The organism is uncultured Aquimarina sp., assembly GCF_947496855.1.
Taxonomy (GTDB): Bacteria; Bacteroidota; Bacteroidia; order Flavobacteriales; family Flavobacteriaceae; genus Aquimarina.
Map to the genome: position 1 here is coordinate 398959 of NZ_CANMED010000001.1, position 21087 is coordinate 420045.

A 21087-nucleotide genomic window follows, 5' to 3' on the forward strand; every position below is an offset into this window, starting at 1 on the left:
CCTAATTTTTAGAAGGTATTCTTTTTCTGTTAATTTCTTTATTATAAAACTAAATCTGAGTTTATCTTTAGAAAAGTATTTGTTATAATTTTACAATGAAGCAAATGTAAACAATTGCATATTTTTATGATACTAACATGGATGTAAATATTGAGAATAGCTGGAAACAGCAACTTTATGATGAATTAGATAAACCATATTTTAAGGGATTAATAGATTTTGTAGAACAAGAATATAAGACTCAGACTTGCTTTCCTAAAGGTTCACAGATTTTTGCGGCTTTTGACTATTGTAGTTTTGATGATGTAAAAGTTGTAATAATAGGTCAAGATCCTTATCACGGAGTTGGACAGGCTAACGGATTGTGCTTTTCTATTAATAATGGAATTACAATGCCTCCTTCTTTAATTAATATATTTAAAGAAATTGAATCTGATATAAACATTCCTTTTCCTTCCAATGGAAATCTAGAACGTTGGGCAAAACAAGGTGTTTTATTACTGAATGCGACACTAACAGTAAGATCACATGAGGCAGGATCACATCAGGGTAAAGGTTGGGAAAAATTCACAGATGCGGTTATTCAGTCTATTTCTAACAATAAAAGTGATGTAGTTTTCTTATTGTGGGGTGGTTTCGCTAAGAAAAAAGGAGCGAAAATAAATAATAAAAAACATTGTATATTAAACAGCGGTCACCCATCTCCATTAAGCGCCAATAGAGGATATTGGTTTGGAAACAAACATTTTAGTAAAACTAATGAATATCTTATTAAGACTAATCAATTACCTATAAGATGGTAAATTAATTATGCAGCCTTTGGAATTCCTGTAGTTTTTACTTTATTAATTTCAGCATTAGCCGTAGTTGATTGAACTCTTTTTGCTTTTGCTTTTTTCTTATCACTATCAACGGATTGGATACTGAATTTTAATAAAACAAAATTGAATGCTATAAGCCCTCCAAGAATTAGTAGAAACGTTACCATAATTGATTTGTTAGTTAATTATTAGATGCAAATACCTCCAAAGGGTTGCGTACATTTTCATAATTAGTTTATTGGGGTAGGCTTGGCAAATGTACAAAATTATTTAAATCTTTTATTGCGGATATTCCGTAATATCTATGATTTAATTATATATCAATTATTTACCTTATTTAATTTATGTTTTAATAAAAAAATATTAAATAATTGAATATTTGCAAAGGATCTCCTCTTATTATATAACGTTTATGTAATCAAAAACCCTACTTTTAAAATCTAAAACCGAAAGATAAATTTGGATGGAGTAGCAAATCAGGAGTATTTTTACTGAATAAACTATAAGCAACACCGAGTCCAAAATCAATAAAAATACCATTTTTTAATATTCTTTTGTCTCCTATACCGATTCCTAAAGCAACATCAGTAAAGTCAATTTCTTCAGATATAGAGTTGTTATTTCTGAAAGTATATATCTTTCCCGATGATATCATAGCCAGTCCCTGAACATAAAACCTTCTTGCAAATCTTTCACCAACGTAGTATTTAATATTAGGAATAACTGAAAAATTTGTTCGACTTGTAATATCGATATCTCTATTATCGATACTATTTTGGTTATTATATGCTTTGAAAAGATTTATTCCTACACTTATATCTTTGTTTATTACTCTATCATAATGTATACTAAAACCTTCACCGATAACAAGGGGATGGAAGTTTATACTTAAATCATTTTTCTGAGTATCACGTTTTGATAAAATGGTCGGATTTTCCTGAGAAAAACCAATTGTGATAGAAAAAATAAGCGCTATTGTAATTAGTGTTTTCTTCATAGCATTGGTATAACTTGTTTTTGTACAAAAAAATAGAGCTATACAGGTTTTAAATGTTGCTAATGATAAACCTGTATAAACTTATGGTATAAGCATATAATACTATAACTAGATAGATTCGTTGTACTAAAATCTATATCCTAAATATAAATTGGGTCTTACAATAATTTGTGGGCTTTTTTCATTAAATAAGTTTCGTCCAATACCAAATCCAATATCAATAAAGAAACCATTTTTGGCAACAAATTTACCACCTACAGAGAACCCTAAGGCAAAGTCGGTATAATCTTCAGATACTTTGCGAGAAGAGATGAAAATTCCTTGGTCATCAAAAAAATCAATATAGTTATCATGATCACCAGAAGATAACATTCCAAATGTTTCTACATAAAAACCTCTAGCTACTCTGCTTCCAAAAAAATATTTAAACCGTGTTGTAAAAGCTATTTCTTTATCAAAAATTCCATCTCTATCAATAATGTCATTATCACTATCAACGTTATCACTAAACCTGTAGAAAAAGTCAAAACCTAAGGTAGTATTATTTGTTAATATTCTTTCATACCCTATATCAATAGCGCCAAACGCTATAATGTTAATTGGATTGATACTGATTTCATTTTTATTAATATCTCTGGGCGGCAGATCAGATTGGTCTTGTGCAAAAGAAAATTTAAATGAGAATAAAATAATAATGGCTATTAATGTCTGTTTCATGATAATTAAGTTGTTTTCCTATTAGAAGATGTTAAAACATGAGAAAGGTTGCTTATATCTCAAAAATTAAATCTTTAGAATCAACTAACTTGCCAATTATGTCTAATTTATATAATTGATCTTGAACTTCACTTAATGTTTTATTATTGATTAAGGACTGACTCCATTCTGTGATTTGTAACCACGCTCTAATATCCTCTAGTTGTTGTTCATATCTAAGAGCAAGTGTTTTATCTATACTTGGTATTTGTTTAAAATCGGAAGTAGTAGTATTGATTATTTCTAAAATACTTTTTATTTGATCTTTCTTAGTGAGTAGAATTTCTTCTCTGACAGCGATAACAAAGCAAGGCCAAGGAGTAGGGCAGTCTCCTAAACGGCGAAAGGTTTTGTTATCCACCAATGGTTTAGTTGTAAAATGTTCCCACATAAAATAATCGGCATTGCCATTGGTCAATGCTTTTACAGCTCCATCAAGATTTTTTATTACTTCGAATTTTAACGAAGAAGTATCCCATCTATTATTTTGTGCATTTACATATGCCATTAAGTGTGATCCGGATCCATATCTACTTATTGCTGCTGAAGTGTTCTGGAGGTTCTCTAAATTATCAAACTTCGAGTTATATCCTACATGGATTCCCCAAATCAACGGAGATTGAATATAGGTTTGAACAATTTTTGAAGGATTACCAGCAATGATGTCTTTTACAATTCCTTCAGTAAGTATAACAGCTATATCTATATCCTTGTTTCTTAGAGCTTCACACATAGCACCAGTTCCTCCAGGAAAATCTTTCCATTCTAGTTCTATATTATTTTCAAGGTAAGCACCTTCCTCAATTGTTAAATGCCAAGGTAAATTGAAATGTTCAGGAACACCTCCTATTTTTATAGTATGCATGCTGTTATGATATAAAGTATATTAAAATTGTGTATTTTATCGATTATATTTGTTTTTTGTCGTTGAATATGAATTATTATCATTACCTTTGAAATATAAATCTGATAATTACGACTACATTTGAGGTAATTAAAATCAAATAAAACAATATTTGCTATGAAAAAGAATTTTTTAAGAAATAAAAGCGCCCAAGTTAAAGTAGCTAAATTAAAAAACAATACATTAGAAAATGGAATTGTGGTATTTATCGCTTTATTATTAGCAACCAATTTTTTAATAAGTTTAAAGATATTGTTAGGATAAAGTATTTGTTAGAGAATGTTTTTCTAAGAGATATTCTCTTATTTTAAGTTGGGATTGTATGGACGGTTTATCGTCCATTTTCTTTTTATATCGATTTGCCTCTTCTGTATCTTGAATTCTAGCTTTTACATTATCATTAAGTTGTATATTTAAAACCGTATTTAATTCTTCCTTACAATCTTCATCTAAAATGGGTACTAAGACTTCTATTCGTTTATCTAAATTACGTGTCATCCAATCTGCGCTACCAATATATAGTTTTTCATATCCATCATTATTAAAATTATAAATTCTGCCATGCTCTAAAAACCTATCAATAATGCTTGTTATTTTTATGTTTTTGCTAATTCCTTGTAAACCTGGAATTAAGCAAGTAAAACCTCTAACTAATAATTCTATTTTTACACCTGCATTACTTGCATCATAAAGTTTCTGGATGATTAGTTTATCTTCTAAACTATTTAATTTAGCTCTAATACCAGATTTCTTGCCGTTTTTGGCATTATCTATTTCTTTATCAATAAGTTCTTCAAAAGTTTTTCTCGTCGTGAAAGGTGACACAAGTAGATGCTTAGGTTTTGGTAGAATCATTTTTCCCGAGAGTACTTCAAAGACTTCTGATAATTCTTTAGTTATAAGTTTATTAGCTGTAAATAAACCATGGTCACAATAAATTTTGGCTGTTTTCGAGTTAAAATTACCAGTTCCAATATATGCATAAAGTAGTTCTCTATTATCTTCTTTACGTTTGATAAGAAGTATTTTAGAATGCACTTTAATTTTTGGATAACTATAAAAGACAGACGCTCCTTTTTCTTCAAAAATCTTGCCCCATTTTAAATTATTCTTTTCATCAAAACGCGCTTTGGCTTCTATAAATACAGTAACTTTTTTATTATTCTCTAACGCTTTTAATAAGGAAGTGGTAAGTTCAGATTCTTTAGCTACTCGATACAAGGATATTTTTATCTCCGTAGTGTAAGGGTCTGTAGCGGCTTGATCAATGAAATTCTGAACGTAATTAAAAGACATATATGGAAAATGTACTAATTGATCCTTTTTAGATATTACCTCAAAGTAGTTGGCGTTTTGTTCAAATTTTTTGTGTTTTATTTCTGAGAATATTGGATAATGTAAAGAAGAATTACTCGTGGGATCTGGGAAACTAAAAAAATCACTGAAATTATGATATTTCCCACCAGGCATCATATCTATTTTGCCTAATCCTAGAAACTTACGAATCTTATTTTTAAATTCTTTAGGTAAAGCGGCATCAAATAATAAACGTGTCGGTTGTCCGTCATATCGTTGTGATAGAGATTCTTTTATTTTTTCTGCCAATACACCTTCAAATTCGTCATCAATATATAACTCTGCGTCTCTTGATAGCTTTATTTGAAAACATCCCTTTATTTTTTGGTCTTTAAAAATTTGACTTATATTGAGTCTAATAATGTCATCAAGAAATGTTATAAGTGTATTATGATCTTTAGAAGGAAAGGAAACAAATCTTTCGGAATTACTTGAAGGTATGTTGACAATTCCAAAGTGATCATTTTTTTCGAATTGTATTAAAAAGTACAATTTATTATTTTCAAGAAATATTGAATTTTCTTTAGATAAATTAATAGTTTGAGCATTAATTATAGGGAGGATTTTCGAAATAAAATATTCCGTAGCGTATTTATGTTGATCAAAATCATATTGATTCTGATCAATTAAATGAATATTATGTTTTGCAAGTTCAGGAATTAGGTGTTCAAAGAAAATAACACCAAATCTTTCTTGTTGAATTTTTACTCTTTTTAGTATTTCTTTTACCTTTCTATTTGGTTTTAAAGCGAGTTTTTTTCTTAGTTTTTTATCTAGTTTTTTTATTTGTCTCAACCGTGAAACTCGGACTCTAAAATACTCATCTAGATTAGAAGAGAATATTGCCAAAAATTTTAGCCTTTCGTATAAAGGGTTTGAATTGTCTTCAGCTTCCTGCAAGACACGTTCGTTAAAACTTAACCAATTTACATCTCTATCATTATAGAGGTATTTTTTTAGATCCATATATTAAAGTTAAGTTATCCAGTATATTTTGGATTTAACTAAAGGTTAAATCTAGTCCAGATAACTCGCAATTTTATCTAAAGTATACTTAATAAGATTATCAACAGCTTTTTTCGGGTCATTACTGAATTGTTCTGTTGCTCTATTCGCTATCATTGCATTCATAGATACAGCACGATGACCAAGAAGTTTTGCCATTCCATATATCCCAGCTGTTTCCATTTCTAAATTTGTTATTTTTTTGTCAGCATAGCTAAAGGATGCTATTTTGTCATTCAATGAAACGTCTGATGTTGGTAGTCTCAAAACCCTCCCTTGAGGACCATAGAATCCGACATTTGTAACTGTAAATCCTTTACTGGTTTGGTCACTCTGCATATGTCTCCCTAATTTTTTGTCAAAAGAAACTACATAAGGTGTAGATTTATCTTTATCCCAATTCAAGTGCTTTACTAAAGGTTCAGAAATCTGGGTAAATTGAATGTCTTTACTGTTGTAGAAGTGGAGTAGGCTATCAAAACCAATAGCAAGTTCAGAAACGATGAAACTATCTATTGGAATTTCTTTTTGTATAGCTCCAGAAGTACCCACACGAATAATATTAAGAGATGTGTGATTTTTTTTAATTTCCCTTGTTTCGAAATCAATATTAACTAAAGCGTCTAATTCGTTAAAAACTATATCTATGTTGTCTGTGCCAATACCGGTTGATAGTACAGTCAGTCTTTTTCCTTGATATGTTCCTGTCTGAGTATGAAACTCTCTTTTACTGATTGTATACTCTACAGTATCAAAATATTTAGTAACTCGTTCTACACGATCTGGGTCACCAACTATGATAATGGTTTTTGCCAGATGCTCCGGTTTTAGATTTAGATGATAAATACTACCATCTGGGTTAAGAATTAATTCTGATTCGGCTATGGCCATATTACAATTTTAGTAAATTATGTGTATCGTTATTATACAGGTAATCATATTTTTTGACTCCTCCATAATACCAATCTAGTGTTTGTGTATTATAAAAATTCTTTTTTTCTTGTAATGCTAATTTGCCTCGTTCGGATAGTAAAAGTCGTTCTTTAGTTTGATCAAAAAATTGAAATAGCCTTGCCAATACTCGTTTCATCTGCATATCACCATATCCATAGAATCCTTGATATTCTAGTGTATAGCCCATTAATTGTTTTATATTCTTGATTTCATATGTATCTACCATTTGAAGAATATTGTGTTCTAAGATATTAAGGCCCGTTAGCATATTAGGAAATCTTTGCAAATGTGCTCTTAAGCATATAGATAAATAATCAAAAGATGATTGTTTTTTGATTTGTCCCGCAATTTTATTTGGGTTCGATTCACAATATAATGTCCAAACGTGGGAAGCTAATTCTAAATCGTTGATGTTTAATGCTATTTTATCCTCAAAATGTTTTTTTAGTTGAACATCTGATAACTCACATAATCCTAAACATTTTTTGGAATTCTCAACTCTGCCACTACAAACCAGATACACTGGAGTATCTTTGATTTCTTTTCGCAGTAATAAGCTTATAGCAGCAATCATATTGATATGACAGAAAAGATCATATTCGAACCAAAGTACAATTTCATCATACTTTTCTAGATTGTTCAATTTATTCAATTGACTTATAAACTTTTCTTCGTAATCATCATTAGCAATTCTATAGTATTTCTTTAGAAATCCTTTACGTCTTTCAATCGCTTTGTTAGTTTCAATTCTTATGTCTGTAGGACCTTCGCAAAGCATCTCCCTCCAAATCAAGAATTCTCCATTAACAAGATTAAGTTCTTTTAAACGATCTGTTAAACTATCGCCATTCGTAATATGTAATGTTTTAGCCCCCAAGTATGTATCTATTTCTTATTATGCGATAAAATTATCCGCCAACTCTTTTCACTTTAAACCCTTTTGCTTTTAGGATATCCATAATCTTATCACGATAGTCTCCCTGAATTATAATACGTTCGTCCTTAAAACTTCCTCCAACGCTTAATTTTGTTTTTATTTCTTTAGCAAGTTTCTTGAAATCTTCATCCGCACCTGTATATCCCTCCAATATGGTAATAGGTTTTCCTTTTCTTTTCTCATATTTACAGATAATTGGATCATCCTGCATCCAAATACCATCTTCCTTTTTTAAATCCTTTTCCTCTTCAGTAGGTTCGTGATCAGGAAATAAGTTTTTTAATTGATCTTTTAAATCCATATGTAGAAATTACTTCTTAATCAATCCAATTTCAACTAGTCGTTGATGCAGAAAATCACCAGCAGTAATATCTTTATACTGTTTAGGGGTATCTTCTGTAATACACTCTTCTAAACAATTTAATTTCATATCGCTTCTAGGATGCATAAAGAATGGAATAGAATATCTAGGTTCCTCCCATTGTTCTTTTGGCGGATTGATTACTTTATGTATAGTAGAACGTAATTTGTTGTTAGTATGACGTTCAAGCATATCTCCTACATTGATTACTAATTCATCCTCTTGTGGTATGGCATCAATCCATTCACCATCTTTGCGCTGTACTTGTAATCCACCAGTAGAGGCCCCCATTAATAATGTAATCAAGTTGATGTCACCATGTGCTCCTGCGCGCACCGCTCCTTTTGGTTCTTCAGTAATAGGAGGGTAATGAATAGGACGTAAAATACTATTTCCATTACTGGCCCAATGATCAAAATAGAATTCATCTAGACCAATGTAAATTGAAAGAGCTCTAAGAACATAAATTCCTGTTTTTTCAAGCATTCTATAAGCTTCCATACCAGTATGGTTAAAATCTTTTAATTCCTCTACAATTACATTAGGCGGGTATTCTTCTAATAAATTAGCGTCTTCAGAAGGTTCTTGACCAAAATGCCAAAATTCTTTTAAATCACCTTCTTTTTTGCCTTTCGCATGTTCTTTTCCGAAAGAAATGTAACCTCTTTGTCCTCCTAATCCTTCGATTTCATATTTCTGCTTATCTTCTAATGGTAAAGTAAAAAAAGCTTTTACTTCCTTATATAATTCTTGTACTAAATCATCACTTAGAAAGTGGTTTTTTAACGCTACAAAACCTATTTCTTCATAGGCTTTTCCTATTTCATCAACGAATTTTTGCTTACGTGATGGATCTTCAGATAAAAAATCCGAAAGATCTACACTTGGTATGTTATTCATGGGTATTAAATTTTTCTTTAACTAAAATAAATGTATTTCATTAAATACACATCATAGATTATGTCTTTTTTTAAAATATAGTAGATAACTGTCAAAATAATTATTTTTTGACATATTAGCACTAAAGTGTGGTAAATTTAATTAATTAGTATAATTGTTTAGAGTTAAATTAACAACTACATAGTATTATCGGTATTTGGCGGTTTTTTTCTGAAATAAAAATAAGTACATTTACTTTACTATTTTCCAATTTAGGAAAACCAATTATTATTAAGGCAAATTGATTTTTGAACAGTATGGCAGAAGAGAAATTGTTATTAGATTTTGATAAGAAAGAGTACAGTAATGAATTACTCGTTTCTTTGTATTTCAAAATGTTGAAACCAAGGCTGATTGAAGAAAAAATGCTGATATTACTACGTCAAGGGAAAATTTCTAAATGGTTTAGTGGTATAGGACAAGAGGCTATTTCCGTAGGAGTTACAGCTGCATTGCATAAAGATGAATATGTTTTGCCGATGCATCGTAATTTAGGTGTGTTTACTACTCGTGATGTTCCGTTATATCGACTTTTTAGTCAGTGGCAAGGTAAGGCTAAAGGGTTTACTAATGGACGAGATCGTTCGTTTCATTTTGGAACGCAAGAATATAATATCGTAGGTATGATTTCGCATCTGGGGCCACAACTAGGAGTTGCTTGTGGAATTGCTCTAGGGAATCTTTTGAAAAAAAAGAATAAAACTACTGCTGTATTTACGGGTGAAGGGGGTACGAGTGAAGGAGATTTTCATGAGGCATTAAATATTGCATCTGTATGGAGTTTGCCTGTATTATTTTGTATTGAGAATAATGGATATGGGTTATCTACACCAACAAGTGAACAATATAATTGTAATAATCTTGCCGATCGTGGTATAGGGTATGGTATGGAATCGCACGTTATTGATGGCAATAATGTATTAGAAGTTTATGACAAAGTAAATAAATTGGCAGAGAGTATACGACAAAATCCAAGACCTATTTTGTTGGAGTTTAAAACTTTCAGAATGCGTGGTCATGAGGAAGCAAGTGGTACAAAGTATGTCCCTGAAGAATTAATGCAGTATTGGGCTTCAAAAGATCCGATAGAAAATTATAAAGGATATCTTGTTGAAAACGGTATTCTTTTCGAAGATGAGGATCTCCAGACAAGATCGACTATTAAAACAGAAATAGAAACACATTGGCAGAGGGCTAATGAAGAACAAAAGGTTCAAGTTTATTTGGATAAAGAGTTGAAAGATGTTTATAAAACATTTGAATTTAAGGAAACTCAACCTAATATTTCTTCGAAGGAGCTCCGGCTTGTTGATGCAATCGCAGATAGTCTAAAAGAAGGAATGCGTAAATATAAGGATCTTGTTATTATGGGGCAGGATATTGCAGATTATGGAGGGGTTTTTAAAATTACTGATGGTTTTGTATCAGCGTTTGGAAAAGATAGAGTTCGTAATACTCCGATTTGTGAGTCAGCTGTAATTTCTACCGCATATGGGTTATCTGTCAATAATATAAAAGCAATTGTAGAAATGCAGTTTGCTGACTTCGTTTCTTCTGGATTTAACCCTATCGTAAATTTATTAGCTAAATCTCATTATCGCTGGAATCAGTCCGCTGATATTGTGGTTAGAATGCCTTGTGGTGGTGGAGTAGGTGCTGGACCGTTTCATAGTCAGACTAATGAAGCTTGGTTTACAAAAACTCCAGGTCTGAAAGTAGTGTATCCTGCTTTTCCGCTTGATGCAAAAGGCTTGTTATTGACTTCTATAGAAGATCCTAATCCAGTATTGTTTTTTGAACATAAAGCGTTGTATCGTAGTGTTAGGCAAGAGGTGCCAGAAGGGTATTATACTATTCCTTTTGGTAAAGCTTCTGTTATAAAGGAAGGAGATCAGGTAACGGTTATAAGCTATGGTGCAGGAGTGCATTGGGCTTTGGAAATCTTAGAAAAGCGTTCGGAAATTGAAGCAGATCTTATTGATTTAAGAACCTTGCAGCCATTGGATATTGAAACAATTTTATCATCAGTTAGGAAAACTGGTAAAGCTATTATTTTACAAGAGGATTCTATGTTTGGAGGTATAGCTTCAGATATTTCCGCATTGATTATGGAGAACTGTTTTCAATACTTGGATGCACCAGTAAAAAGAGTTGCAAGTTTAGAAACACCAATTCCTTTTCAACCAAACTTAGAGTCTCAATATTTGCCTAAAAACAGGTTCGAAAAAGAGTTATTAGATTTATGTGCGTATTAATACCTGTTTTTATTATGAAAACGTTTTTGTTAATAAAAATGAGTAAAAATTTATGTGCTTGATTTACAGTGTTTTGTTATTTTTTAATCGATGAATTGATTTTTTTATGGGATAACGGAACATTGTCATTTTATTAAGGGTTAAAATCCCCTTTGATATAAGTTGTGTGTTCTATTGTTTAATCTTAATTTCGCGCCGTCTATGTGATAAACATAGCGTAGGGGATTAAAAATCAAGGGATAATAAAGAAATACATGAATACTAATCAATTAGAGCTTTTAAGTTCTTCTACTGTTTTAGTTACTGGAGCAGCAGGTTTTATCGGATCGAATCTATGCGAAGCTTTACTAGAAAAAGGCAGTAAAGTTATAGGTTTAGATAATTTTGCAACAGGACATAAGAAAAACCTATCTGCAATAAACGAAAATCCAAACTTTATATTTATTGAAGGTGACATTAGGAATCTAGAAGATTGTCAGAAGGCTTGCCAAGGTGTTGATTATATATTACACCAAGCCGCTTTAGGGTCTGTACCGAGGTCAATAAATGATCCAATTACTAGTAATGATGTAAATGTAGGAGGTTTTCTTAATATGCTTGTAGCTTCTAGAGATGCTGGGGTTAAACGTTTTATATATGCAGCTAGTTCCTCTACTTATGGAGATTCTAAGGCCTTGCCAAAAATAGAAGATAAGATCGGAAAACCTTTATCACCATATGCCATTACCAAATATGTGAATGAATTGTATGCAGATAACTTTAAAAGAACGTATGATTTAGATACTATTGGATTACGTTATTTTAATGTATTTGGACGTAAACAGGATCCTAATGGAGCATATGCAGCGGTGATTCCTAAGTTTGTAATGCAGTTTATGAAGCATGAATCACCTGTAATTAATGGTGATGGATCTTTTTCTAGAGATTTTACATATATCGATAATGTAATTCAAATGAATTTAAGAGCTATTGTTTCTGATAATAAAGAAGCTTTGAATAATGTATATAATACTGCTTTTGGAGAACGAACTACTTTAAACGAATTAGTTACGTTACTAAAAGAATATTTATCGGAGTTTGATTCCGAAATTATAAATGTAGGAGTTGAAATAGGCCCTGAACGTAAAGGGGATGTACCTCATTCTTTGGCTTCTGTTGATAAAGCTAAAACACTTCTTGGATATGATCCCCAGTTTGATATAAAATCAGGATTAAAAGAAGCTGTAAAATGGTATTGGCATAATTTAAAGTAGCTTTAGATAACTGATAAATAAAATAAATAACCACAAAGATGCAAAATGTTAAAATAGCAATAATAGGTTTAGGGTATGTAGGCCTTCCTTTGGCTAGATTATTCGCAACAAAATTTCCTGTAATTGGTTTTGATATTAATCAAAATAGAATCAATGAATTAAGGTCTGGAACAGATACCACTTTAGAAGTAGAAGACGAAGTATTACAGTCTGTATTAAAAAATAATACTCAAATGGATCAAGGATTATATTGTTCTGCTGATTTAGAGGATATCAAAGATTGTAATTATTATGTAGTTACAGTTCCAACTCCCGTAGATAAAAACAATAGACCTGATCTTACTCCTTTGTACAAGTCCAGTGAAACTGTTGGTAAAGTGCTGGAAAAAGGAGATATCGTTATTTACGAATCCACAGTTTATCCTGGAGTTACAGAAGAAGAGTGTATTCCTGTATTAGAAAAAATAAGTGGGTTAAAATTTAATGAAGATTTTTACGCTGGATATTCTCCAGAGCGTATCAATCCAGGAGATAAATTACACACTGTAGAAAAAATACTAAAAGTAACAGCAGGTTCTACTCCAGAGATAGGTAAGAAAGTAGATGCATTGTATGCCTCTGTAATTACTGCTGGAACTCATTTAGCCCCAACAATAAAAGTAGCGGAGGCTGCTAAAGTAATAGAAAATTCTCAACGAGATATTAATATTGCTTTTGTAAATGAGTTAGCCAAGATTTTTAATCTAATGGATATAGATACTAATGAGGTGCTAAAAGCAGCAGGGACTAAATGGAATTTTTTGCCTTTTAAACCAGGATTAGTTGGTGGACATTGTATTGGAGTTGATCCCTATTATTTAGCTCAAAGAGCACAAGAATTTGGTTATCATCCAGAAATTATATTAGCAGGACGAAGGTTGAATGATAGTATGGGACAATATGTTGCATCAGAGGTTATCAAATTAATGGTTAATCACGATATAAAGATTAAAGGAGCTAATATTTTGGTGCTTGGGATTACTTTTAAAGAAAACTGTCCGGATGTTAGAAATACTAAGGCTGTTGATGTTATCAGTAATCTAAAAGATTTTGGAACAGATATTACTATTTATGATCCTTGGGCAAATCCATCAGAAGTAAGACATGAATATGGCCTGGAAACGGTAACAGCATTGCCAAATTCTAAGTTTGATGCTGTTGTATTAACTGTGGCGCATAAAGAGTACCTGGACATAAATCTGAAATCATTATTAAAACCAAATGGAGTTTTATACGATGTTAAGGGAATATTAGAAGAAAAAGTAGACGGAAGACTTTAGAGTAAAAAGTTTTTTGTATTAAACATAAAACAACTTTTTAAACCAACCACATTGAGCCAATTAAAAAAAGGAGCATTACTTACCTATTTAAAAATTTTTCTTACTAATGTCATTGGGATAATGATAACACCATTAATTGTAAGTTATTTAGGAAAAGATGAGTATGGAATTTTTAATGCAATTGGTGCTTTAATTGGTACGATAGCATTATTAGATTTTGGTCTTACTAATACTGTTGTTCGTTTTGTTGCTAAATATAGAGCAGAAAAAGATAGAGTAGGAGAAGAGAATTTTTTAGCGACAATCAGATTACTGTATTTAGGGGTTTCTATGTTGGTTATTGTTTTAGGGATTATTTTCTATTTCTTTATAGATTCGTATTTCACCAAGTTTAGCCCAGAAGAACTCAGAATAGCTAAGTTAATGTTTGTAATTTTAATCTTTAATTTAGCCGTTCAATTACCTGGTATGATTTTTACTGGGATATGTAAAGGATATGAGTCTTTTGTGTTTCCTGAGTCTGTAAGTGTCATTAGATATCTTTTAAGATCATTTACAGTTGTAATGGTTCTATTGTATGGAGGTAGAGCAATATCCCTTGTTATTGTGGATACAATATTTAACCTTCTCACTATTGCAGTATCTGCACATTTTGTAATTAGAAAGCTTAAAGTTAAGTTTAAATTACACGAACTCTCCAAAAAATATATTAAACAAATTTTTAAGTATTCTAGTTGGATTTTCGTGTTTTCTATTGTTGGCATGTTACAATGGAAATCAGGAAGTTGGGTGTTGGGAGCTATAAGTGTCCCTAAAGTTTTAGGAATTTATGGACTTGGAATTGCATTAGGAACATACTACGGAGCTTTTTCGACAGCTATTTCAAGTGTGTTTTTACCAAGAGCTACACAGATGTCTGTAAATAATGCGACAGGCGAAGATTTAACAAGTATGATGATTAAGCTAGGTAGATTGTCTTTCATTATATTGATGTATATATTAGGAGCTTTTATGCTCTATGGAGAACAATTCATTAATTTATGGGTTGGTGGAGGAGAGCTTGAAGGAGATGCTCGATATAATATAAAAGAATGTAGGGAGATTTATATTATTGCCTTAATGATTATGGTGGGTTATACACTTCCTTTATTACAGGCATTTGGTAATTCTATTCTTGAAGCTAAAAATAAATTATCCTTTAAAGCAGTGTTGTACCTTGTATTTATGCTCCTAGGAACAGTATTAGGAGGTTTTTTAGCTATAGAATATAGTGCAATAGGTATGATTACAGGATTAGTTGCTGGATGGCTTGTAGTACAAAATGTAATGAACTTTTATTATCATAACACAATAGGTTTGAATATTTTTCGATTTTTTAAAGAATTACTTCATAAGACTTTATTGGTTGTGCTTTTTGTAGTTTTGATAGGTTATTTTATTAATTTTATTCCTGGGAATGGGTGGATAAATTTTGTTCTGAAGGGAGGGACGTATACTGTAATATTTACAATTTTGATGTACTTTTTAGGAATGCAAGAATATGAGAGACAATTATTTAAAAAACCTCTTGCTTTTTTGTTAAAGAGAAAATAAACTGTGATGGAAAAACTAAAACTTCATAAAATATCGTATTTGGATGAAGGCAAGAAAATTATTTATGATTATTCTGTTGATTCCAAACTTCAGAAGTTATTTGATAAAGAACACCCTTTTTATGCCAAATATGGAATAGATGTTAGTGATGTTCCTGATAGTATTTCGGTAATTCCTTTTCTTTCTAATGTACTACCTATTGCTTGGTTTGGTGATTTTAAGATAGAAATTCCTGAGTTGGACGAGGATTTTTATAATGCAGTGAGCTTAGTGAAAATCGAATTTGAAAAACAGTATCCAACTCATCAACTTGGAGGTGAATTGATAGTCAAGAAATTGGTTAAAAATAGTATTATTGGATCAGAGTCAGCTATGCTTTTTAGTGGAGGTGTGGATGCATATGCCACATATATAAGAGTTAAGGATAAAACTCCTGATTTAATAACTATTCTTGGCGCAGATATTGGAATTGACGACCAATCCCAATGGAAAGATTTTACAGATTTTGTAGAAACTGAAAAATTACTTAAAAAAAATGGTAAAGAATATATAGAAACCAATGTTAGAGGATTTTATACCTATCAGGTAGAATTGTTATTAGAAGATATTGGATGGTGGGGAAAAGTACAGCATGGGCTTTCACTAATAGGTTCCGTAGCACCGATTTCATATGTTAATTCCTATTCCTCTATATATATAGCATCTTCTTATACCAAAGAAGTTGATGTCGCTTGGGGGTCTACTCCAGAAATTGATAATAAAATTACTTGGGCTTCTGTTCAAGTAATTCACGACGGGTATGAGCTCAAACGACAGGATAAGGTTGACCTTATAGCACAATTCGCAAGCGAAAGCAATACTAAATTTAAACTGAGAGTATGTTATTCGGAGTTTAGAGAAGAATTTAATTGTAGTAATTGCGAAAAATGTTTTAGAACAATTTTGGGGATCATTTTAAATGATAAAGATCCTAATGATTATGGATTCAATGTAAATATGGATGTATACACAAAGATTTTTGAGACGATAAAAATAGGTGGCGCAACTACGGGGCTTAAATATTTTTGGTGGGAGTTGATGGAAAAAGCAAAGAATTCTGATCAATTCTATGTCTTTAATAATAAAGATGTAGAATTGTTACGAATAAATGAAATAAGAGAAGGTAAGATTGATCGATTACTAGAAGAAAAACTTAATAATCAAAATAAAGGAAAACAAAGACTTAAGTTTATATTTAGAAATAAATTTCCTTGGTTAATAGATCTTTACAAAAAAATTAAAAAATAATAGAACTAAAGCATAATAATTGATGAAACATGGACTACTTACATACGACGAGAATAAACGGTTTTTTAATGTTGGTGACAATATTCAAAGTTTAGCGGCAAAACAGTTTTTACCTGAAGTAAATGTTTTCTTAAATAGAGAAAGGTTAGGTGATTATCATGGCGATCCAGTAAAACTTATTATGAATGGTTGGTTTACGCATAACACCAATAATTGGGTGCCTTCAGAAGATATAAATCCTTTGTTTGTATCTTTTCATATGAATAATACAGCGGCTCCTGGAATGCTTAGCGAGAAAGGAATTGCTTATCTAAAAAAACATGAACCTATCGGATGTAGGGATCAGTTTACTGCTGATACCTTAAAGGCTAAGGGTATTGATGCACATTTTACAGGTTGTTTAACACTTACATTAGATTCATATAAAGTAGACGATTCAGAAAGAGGAGATAATATTTATATTGTGGATCCTTTATATAGCTATCCAAGACCGGAAAGAATATTTTATAATTATAAACAAACTATTAGAAATGTACTTAATGGTACAGCTTTTCAACTAGGAAAAAAGAAAAAGCATTTAAAAAACTTTATTAGCTCTGAGGTATTAGCTAGTGCGGAGTTTATTAATCAAGAACCTCCTTCCAATACATATACGGATGTAGAAAAATTTGAAATGGCAGAAAGCCTATTGAATAAATATGCGAGAGCGAAACTGGTTATTACTTCTAGGATTCATTGTGCATTGCCATGTCTAGCTATGGGTACACCTGTAATTTTCGTAAATGGATTTGATAGTTTTGTTGATTCTTGTCGATTCGATGGCATTTTAGAATTATTCAACCGTATAGACATAGATAGTAAGACAGGAAACTTTACTAGTAATTTTGGGTTAGAAGGAAAAATAAAAGAAAATACAATGGTTAAGAACCTGGAATTGCATCATAAGTTAGCAGAACCACTAAAACAAACGTGTAAGGAATTCATTCAAGCTGGAAAATAACAAATAATTATATGATACCTAAAATAATACATTTTTGTTGGTTGAGTGGTGATGAATATCCTGATTTAATTAAAAAATGCGTTCAGACTTGGCAAGAAAAACTTCCCGATTATGAATTTGTATTATGGGACACAAAAAAATTTCCGATAGATGATAATGATTGGGTTAGACAAGCATTCAAAACCAAAAAATATGCTTTTGCTGCCGATTATATAAGGTTATATGCTGTGCATAAATATGGGGGAATCTACTTAGATACTGACATAGAAGTGCTTAAGAGTTTTGATTCTTTATTGCATTTGCCATATTTCTTTGGTTCTGAAGGTGGAGGTATTATTGAAGCTGGAGTTTTTGGTTCTGAAAAAAATTCAGACTGGATTGCCGATTGTTTAATTCATTATGAAAACCGATCATTTATAAAAGATGATGGCAGTTACGATACGTTAACATTACCTAGGATAATGATGGAAAATATTCAAAAAAATCATACAATTATAGAATTGGAAAATCCTAAAATAGAAAACCTTTCTTTTAGCAATTCTTCAAATGAGCTTTATATGTTTCCAAAGGATTTTTTTTGTGCAAAAAACCATGGTACAGGAATTATCGAAAAAACGGAAAGAACTTTTTCGATACATCACTTTGCGATGTCTTGGTTACCTAAGAAAATAACATTCCTTCCCAATGTAAAACGTAAAATGATTGGTTTATTTGGAGTGAAAACTATTGCGACTATTATTAAGGTGTTTAAATTAAAAGAGTTAAAGTCTCTTTTGTCAAATAAGATGTAATTAAGGTTTGAAATTAGAATTAAGAAAATAACAAAACATAGATGCTAGTTTCATCAAAAGTATGGGGTCAAAAGACAAATATATTTAATCATTTATTGGTAATTAAAGAATGAAGAAAATTTTATTAATTATGCCTTATGGAAGTGTAGGGGGTATGGAACGTTTAGCATTTACATTCTATAATCATTATAAAAATCAGGGATATGTAGTAAAAGCCTTGAAAATAATTAAATTAGATAATGATATTATAAATTTTGATGAAGATGAATTATATTTAAAGCCATATGATTTCAATGAAATGTCAAAAACAGAACGTTTGATGTTTTATGTAAAAGCACCATTGATGATTCGTAAAATCATAAAAAAAGAAAAGTTTACGCATTCCATTGCTTTTGGAGATATGTCTAATATATTTAGTTCATTAACTTTTACTAAGGATTTTAAGATTGGTAGTATACATGCTTTAAAAAGTGTTGAATTAAACAACCCTACATTACTAAATAAGTTGTTGAGATTTTGTTTTAAAACAAGTTTCAAAAAGCTTAATAAACTAGTCTGTATAAGTAAGGCAATAAAAAAAGATCTTATTGAGAACTGTGATTATAAACTTGATAATCTCGAGATTATATATAATCCTCACGATCTGGCCGAAATTAAAAATAAGTCGTTAAAATGCATAGAAGATAGAAGTGAACAAGAATTGTTTACAGGAAATGTAATTCTATTTTTAGGAAGATTATCACATCAGAAATCTCCGTGGCATTTAATAAAATCTTTTTATCTTTTACAAGAAAAGTATAAAGATGCGACACTTGTTTTTGTGGGTGATGGGGTAAAAGAGGTAATAGAATACAGTAAAAATTTAATATCTAAATTTAAATTATCTGATAAGATAGTTTTTCTAGGAAGAAAAAGTAACCCGTATCAATATTTAATTAAATCTAAGATGTTGGCATTATCATCTCTGTATGAAGGTACTCCAAATGTTATTGTCGAATCTATGTCTTTAGGAATACCAATAGTTTCCTCGTGTTGTACAGATGGGATTTTAGAATTGATGAGTACTGAAGATATTAAGGTTTTTGACCAAAATGTAGAAGTAGAATCTGGTATTATTACTCCTAATTTTTACAAAGGAACATTAGCAATTCCAGAATCAGATGAGTTTGTAAAGGAAGAACATAATTTTGCTGATGCCATGTATGAAGTTCTGAAAAGCGATAATTTTGAGAAATCATTAGAAAAAAGCAAAAATGACCTTTTAAATAAATTCGATGTGGATTTAGTTTCAAATCAGTATTTAGAACCAATTAATAAATAAAGGAAAATCCAATATGACTTCTAATAGAGGTTAATAAGTGTACAGTTTTTAATTGTAAAAGATAATGAATAATATAAAATTTAATGATTGATTTTATTCCGTTAGAAAATTATTTTGGGTTGTATATTAATATACTCTTAATAATAACATTATTCTGTTTTTTGAACTCAGCGGTATTGCCAATTTCTAGTGGGAAGAACTTATTATTTACAAATTTAGTTGGGTATTTCATATTATTTAGTGTTATTTTATATTTAGGTCTTCGGCCAATAAGTGGTCGTTATTTTGGAGATACCATTATATACTCCAGGTATTTTCAGTATTATGTCACTGGAGGTGATATTACTTCGGATAAGGATGTGTTTTTTCATATATTCATGAAGTTTTGTTCAGCATTCATGAACGTGCATGGCTTTTTTACTTTATGTGTATTTCTTTATGTTTTTCCTCTTTATACAATTTCGAAGAGATTTTTTAAAGAATATTGGTTTTACTGTTTCTTTATGTTTGTAGTATCATTTTCTTTCTATACTTATGGAGTCAATGGCATCCGAAATGGCTTAGCGACTTCATTTTTTTTATGGGGAATATCTTATCATAAGAAAAAAGTAATCATGGGATTGTTTTTTTTACTTTCAGTCTCATTTCATAAAACTATGTTTTTACCCGTAATAGCGTTTGTGATAACCTATTTTTATAGCAATCCTAAGAGTTTTTTAATAGGATGGCTTGTATGTATACCATTATCACTTTTATTAAGTAGTGTATGGATTTCTTTTTTTAGTAGTTTAGGCTTTGCAGACGATAGACTTTCGGGGTATCTAACCAGTCAAGCAGAAGAAGGCACTTTTTCTAGTACAGGTTTTCGTTGGGATTTTTTATTTCATAGTGCATTTGCAGTTTTTGCTGGTTGGTACTTTATATTTAAGAAACAATTTAAGGATAAATTATATTCTCGACTCTTAGTTACCTATTTAATATGTAATGGATTTTGGATATTGATTATTAAAGCTAATTTCTCTAATAGATTTGCTTACTTATCCTGGTTTATGATGGGATTAATTATTATTTATCCTTTTCTTAAAAAAGAATCATTTGTAAAACATCATTTAATGACCGGTAAAGTAATGACAGTTTATTTTTCATTCACTTATTTAATGTATTATTTATATAAATGATGATAGTTAATTATATGTGATTTATAGAATTATTAGTATACTTCGAGATCTTATGATCGA

Annotated in this window: 20 protein-coding genes; 11 read left to right on the plus strand and 9 right to left on the minus strand. The window is 30.7% G+C overall.

The window, feature by feature from the left end:
- Positions 1-137: 137 nt before the first annotated feature.
- A complete protein-coding gene (locus Q0921_RS01775) occupies positions 138-803 on the plus strand; it encodes a uracil-DNA glycosylase (protein WP_299252371.1) in 666 nt (221 codons plus the stop codon).
- A gap of 5 nt (positions 804-808) precedes the next feature.
- Here the strand turns inward: Q0921_RS01775 and Q0921_RS01780 are convergent, their stop codons facing one another.
- The 4 genes from Q0921_RS01780 to Q0921_RS01795 form a co-directional block, all read right to left on the minus strand.
- A complete protein-coding gene (locus tag Q0921_RS01780; RefSeq protein ID WP_118456285.1) occupies positions 809-988 on the minus strand; it encodes a hypothetical protein in 180 nt (59 codons plus the stop codon).
- Between the two features lie 266 nt (positions 989-1254).
- Entirely contained in the window at positions 1255-1818 is a 564-nt protein-coding gene (locus tag Q0921_RS01785) for a hypothetical protein (RefSeq protein ID WP_299252374.1), read from the minus strand.
- Between the two features lie 126 nt (positions 1819-1944).
- A complete protein-coding gene (locus Q0921_RS01790) occupies positions 1945-2535 on the minus strand; it encodes a hypothetical protein (RefSeq protein ID WP_299252377.1) in 591 nt (196 codons plus the stop codon).
- Between the two features lie 52 nt (positions 2536-2587).
- Positions 2588-3439, minus strand: coding sequence for a substrate-binding domain-containing protein (locus Q0921_RS01795; protein ID WP_299252380.1), 852 nt, complete (start codon positions 3437-3439; stop codon positions 2588-2590).
- A gap of 156 nt (positions 3440-3595) precedes the next feature.
- Here Q0921_RS01795 and Q0921_RS01800 point away from each other — a divergent pair, with 156 nt between their 5' ends.
- Positions 3596-3742, plus strand: coding sequence for a hypothetical protein (locus Q0921_RS01800; protein WP_299252383.1), 147 nt, complete (start codon positions 3596-3598; stop codon positions 3740-3742).
- Here the strand turns inward: Q0921_RS01800 and ppk1 are convergent.
- From ppk1 to Q0921_RS01825, 5 genes are read right to left on the minus strand one after another with little or no spacing between them, the layout of a single operon-like run.
- Entirely contained in the window at positions 3734-5800 is a 2067-nt protein-coding gene (ppk1, locus tag Q0921_RS01805; protein WP_299252386.1) for a polyphosphate kinase 1, read from the minus strand. The two genes, Q0921_RS01800 and ppk1, sit on opposite strands and share 9 nt — an antisense overlap.
- A gap of 51 nt (positions 5801-5851) precedes the next feature.
- Complete coding sequence (locus tag Q0921_RS01810) at positions 5852-6730, minus strand: nucleoside phosphorylase (protein ID WP_299252389.1); 879 nt, start codon at positions 6728-6730, stop codon at positions 5852-5854.
- Between the two features lies 1 nt (position 6731).
- Positions 6732-7670 (minus strand): DUF1835 domain-containing protein, encoded by a 939-nt coding sequence (locus Q0921_RS01815; RefSeq protein WP_299252392.1) that lies wholly within the window; start codon positions 7668-7670, stop codon positions 6732-6734.
- A gap of 31 nt (positions 7671-7701) precedes the next feature.
- The gene (locus tag Q0921_RS01820; protein ID WP_299252395.1) at positions 7702-8031 is read right to left on the minus strand and encodes a translation initiation factor; all 330 of its coding nucleotides are present in this window, start codon (positions 8029-8031) and stop codon (positions 7702-7704) included.
- A 9-nt stretch (positions 8032-8040) separates the two neighbouring features.
- Positions 8041-8991: a 2-oxoglutarate and iron-dependent oxygenase domain-containing protein gene (locus Q0921_RS01825; RefSeq protein WP_299252398.1), complete on the minus strand. Its 951-nt coding sequence runs from the start codon at positions 8989-8991 to the stop codon at positions 8041-8043.
- 296 nt (positions 8992-9287) lie between these two features.
- Between Q0921_RS01825 and Q0921_RS01830 the strand changes: the two genes are divergently transcribed.
- From Q0921_RS01830 to Q0921_RS01870, 9 genes are all read left to right on the plus strand, one after another.
- Entirely contained in the window at positions 9288-11285 is a 1998-nt protein-coding gene (locus tag Q0921_RS01830) for a dehydrogenase E1 component subunit alpha/beta (protein ID WP_299252401.1), read from the plus strand.
- A gap of 254 nt (positions 11286-11539) precedes the next feature.
- The gene (locus Q0921_RS01835) at positions 11540-12538 is read left to right on the plus strand and encodes an SDR family oxidoreductase (protein WP_299252405.1); all 999 of its coding nucleotides are present in this window, start codon (positions 11540-11542) and stop codon (positions 12536-12538) included.
- A 38-nt stretch (positions 12539-12576) separates the two neighbouring features.
- The gene (locus Q0921_RS01840; RefSeq protein ID WP_299252410.1) at positions 12577-13857 is read left to right on the plus strand and encodes a nucleotide sugar dehydrogenase; all 1281 of its coding nucleotides are present in this window, start codon (positions 12577-12579) and stop codon (positions 13855-13857) included.
- 51 nt (positions 13858-13908) lie between these two features.
- Positions 13909-15450 (plus strand): oligosaccharide flippase family protein, encoded by a 1542-nt coding sequence (locus Q0921_RS01845; RefSeq protein ID WP_299252415.1) that lies wholly within the window; start codon positions 13909-13911, stop codon positions 15448-15450.
- Positions 15451-15456: 6 nt separating this feature from the next.
- Positions 15457-16737 (plus strand): hypothetical protein, encoded by a 1281-nt coding sequence (locus tag Q0921_RS01850; protein WP_299252420.1) that lies wholly within the window; start codon positions 15457-15459, stop codon positions 16735-16737.
- A 22-nt stretch (positions 16738-16759) separates the two neighbouring features.
- Positions 16760-17737, plus strand: a complete 978-nt coding sequence (locus tag Q0921_RS01855; RefSeq protein WP_299252424.1) for a polysaccharide pyruvyl transferase family protein — start codon at positions 16760-16762, stop codon at positions 17735-17737.
- Positions 17738-17748: 11 nt separating this feature from the next.
- Positions 17749-18528 (plus strand): glycosyltransferase family 32 protein, encoded by a 780-nt coding sequence (locus Q0921_RS01860; RefSeq protein ID WP_299252427.1) that lies wholly within the window; start codon positions 17749-17751, stop codon positions 18526-18528.
- Between the two features lie 109 nt (positions 18529-18637).
- The gene (locus tag Q0921_RS01865) at positions 18638-19849 is read left to right on the plus strand and encodes a glycosyltransferase (RefSeq protein WP_299252430.1); all 1212 of its coding nucleotides are present in this window, start codon (positions 18638-18640) and stop codon (positions 19847-19849) included.
- A gap of 83 nt (positions 19850-19932) precedes the next feature.
- The gene (locus tag Q0921_RS01870) at positions 19933-21027 is read left to right on the plus strand and encodes an EpsG family protein (RefSeq protein WP_299252433.1); all 1095 of its coding nucleotides are present in this window, start codon (positions 19933-19935) and stop codon (positions 21025-21027) included.
- Positions 21028-21087: the final 60 nt, after the last annotated feature.

Excerpts from the sequence above, each read along its gene's own strand:
- ppk1 (WP_299252386.1), bottom strand. The coding sequence starts at position 5,800 with ATGGATCTAAAAAAATACCTCTATAATGATAGAGATGTAAATTGGTTA.
- Q0921_RS01825 (WP_299252398.1), bottom strand. The coding sequence starts at position 8,991 with ATGAATAACATACCAAGTGTAGATCTTTCGGATTTTTTATCTGAAGAT.
- Q0921_RS01780 (WP_118456285.1), bottom strand. The coding sequence starts at position 988 with ATGGTAACGTTTCTACTAATTCTTGGAGGGCTTATAGCATTCAATTTT.
- Q0921_RS01840 (WP_299252410.1), top strand. The coding sequence starts at position 12,577 with ATGCAAAATGTTAAAATAGCAATAATAGGTTTAGGGTATGTAGGCCTT.
- Q0921_RS01810 (WP_299252389.1), bottom strand. The coding sequence starts at position 6,730 with ATGGCCATAGCCGAATCAGAATTAATTCTTAACCCAGATGGTAGTATT.
- Q0921_RS01800 (WP_299252383.1), top strand. The coding sequence starts at position 3,596 with ATGAAAAAGAATTTTTTAAGAAATAAAAGCGCCCAAGTTAAAGTAGCT.
- Q0921_RS01835 (WP_299252405.1), top strand. The coding sequence starts at position 11,540 with ATGAATACTAATCAATTAGAGCTTTTAAGTTCTTCTACTGTTTTAGTT.
- Q0921_RS01850 (WP_299252420.1), top strand. The coding sequence starts at position 15,457 with ATGGAAAAACTAAAACTTCATAAAATATCGTATTTGGATGAAGGCAAG.
- Q0921_RS01855 (WP_299252424.1), top strand. The coding sequence starts at position 16,760 with ATGAAACATGGACTACTTACATACGACGAGAATAAACGGTTTTTTAAT.
- Q0921_RS01820 (WP_299252395.1), bottom strand. The coding sequence starts at position 8,031 with ATGGATTTAAAAGATCAATTAAAAAACTTATTTCCTGATCACGAACCT.
- Q0921_RS01790 (WP_299252377.1), bottom strand. The coding sequence starts at position 2,535 with ATGAAACAGACATTAATAGCCATTATTATTTTATTCTCATTTAAATTT.
- Q0921_RS01785 (WP_299252374.1), bottom strand. The coding sequence starts at position 1,818 with ATGAAGAAAACACTAATTACAATAGCGCTTATTTTTTCTATCACAATT.
- Q0921_RS01870 (WP_299252433.1), top strand. The coding sequence starts at position 19,933 with ATGATTGATTTTATTCCGTTAGAAAATTATTTTGGGTTGTATATTAAT.
- Q0921_RS01775 (WP_299252371.1), top strand. The coding sequence starts at position 138 with ATGGATGTAAATATTGAGAATAGCTGGAAACAGCAACTTTATGATGAA.
- Q0921_RS01795 (WP_299252380.1), bottom strand. The coding sequence starts at position 3,439 with ATGCATACTATAAAAATAGGAGGTGTTCCTGAACATTTCAATTTACCT.
- Q0921_RS01830 (WP_299252401.1), top strand. The coding sequence starts at position 9,288 with ATGGCAGAAGAGAAATTGTTATTAGATTTTGATAAGAAAGAGTACAGT.
- Q0921_RS01865 (WP_299252430.1), top strand. The coding sequence starts at position 18,638 with ATGAAGAAAATTTTATTAATTATGCCTTATGGAAGTGTAGGGGGTATG.
- Q0921_RS01860 (WP_299252427.1), top strand. The coding sequence starts at position 17,749 with ATGATACCTAAAATAATACATTTTTGTTGGTTGAGTGGTGATGAATAT.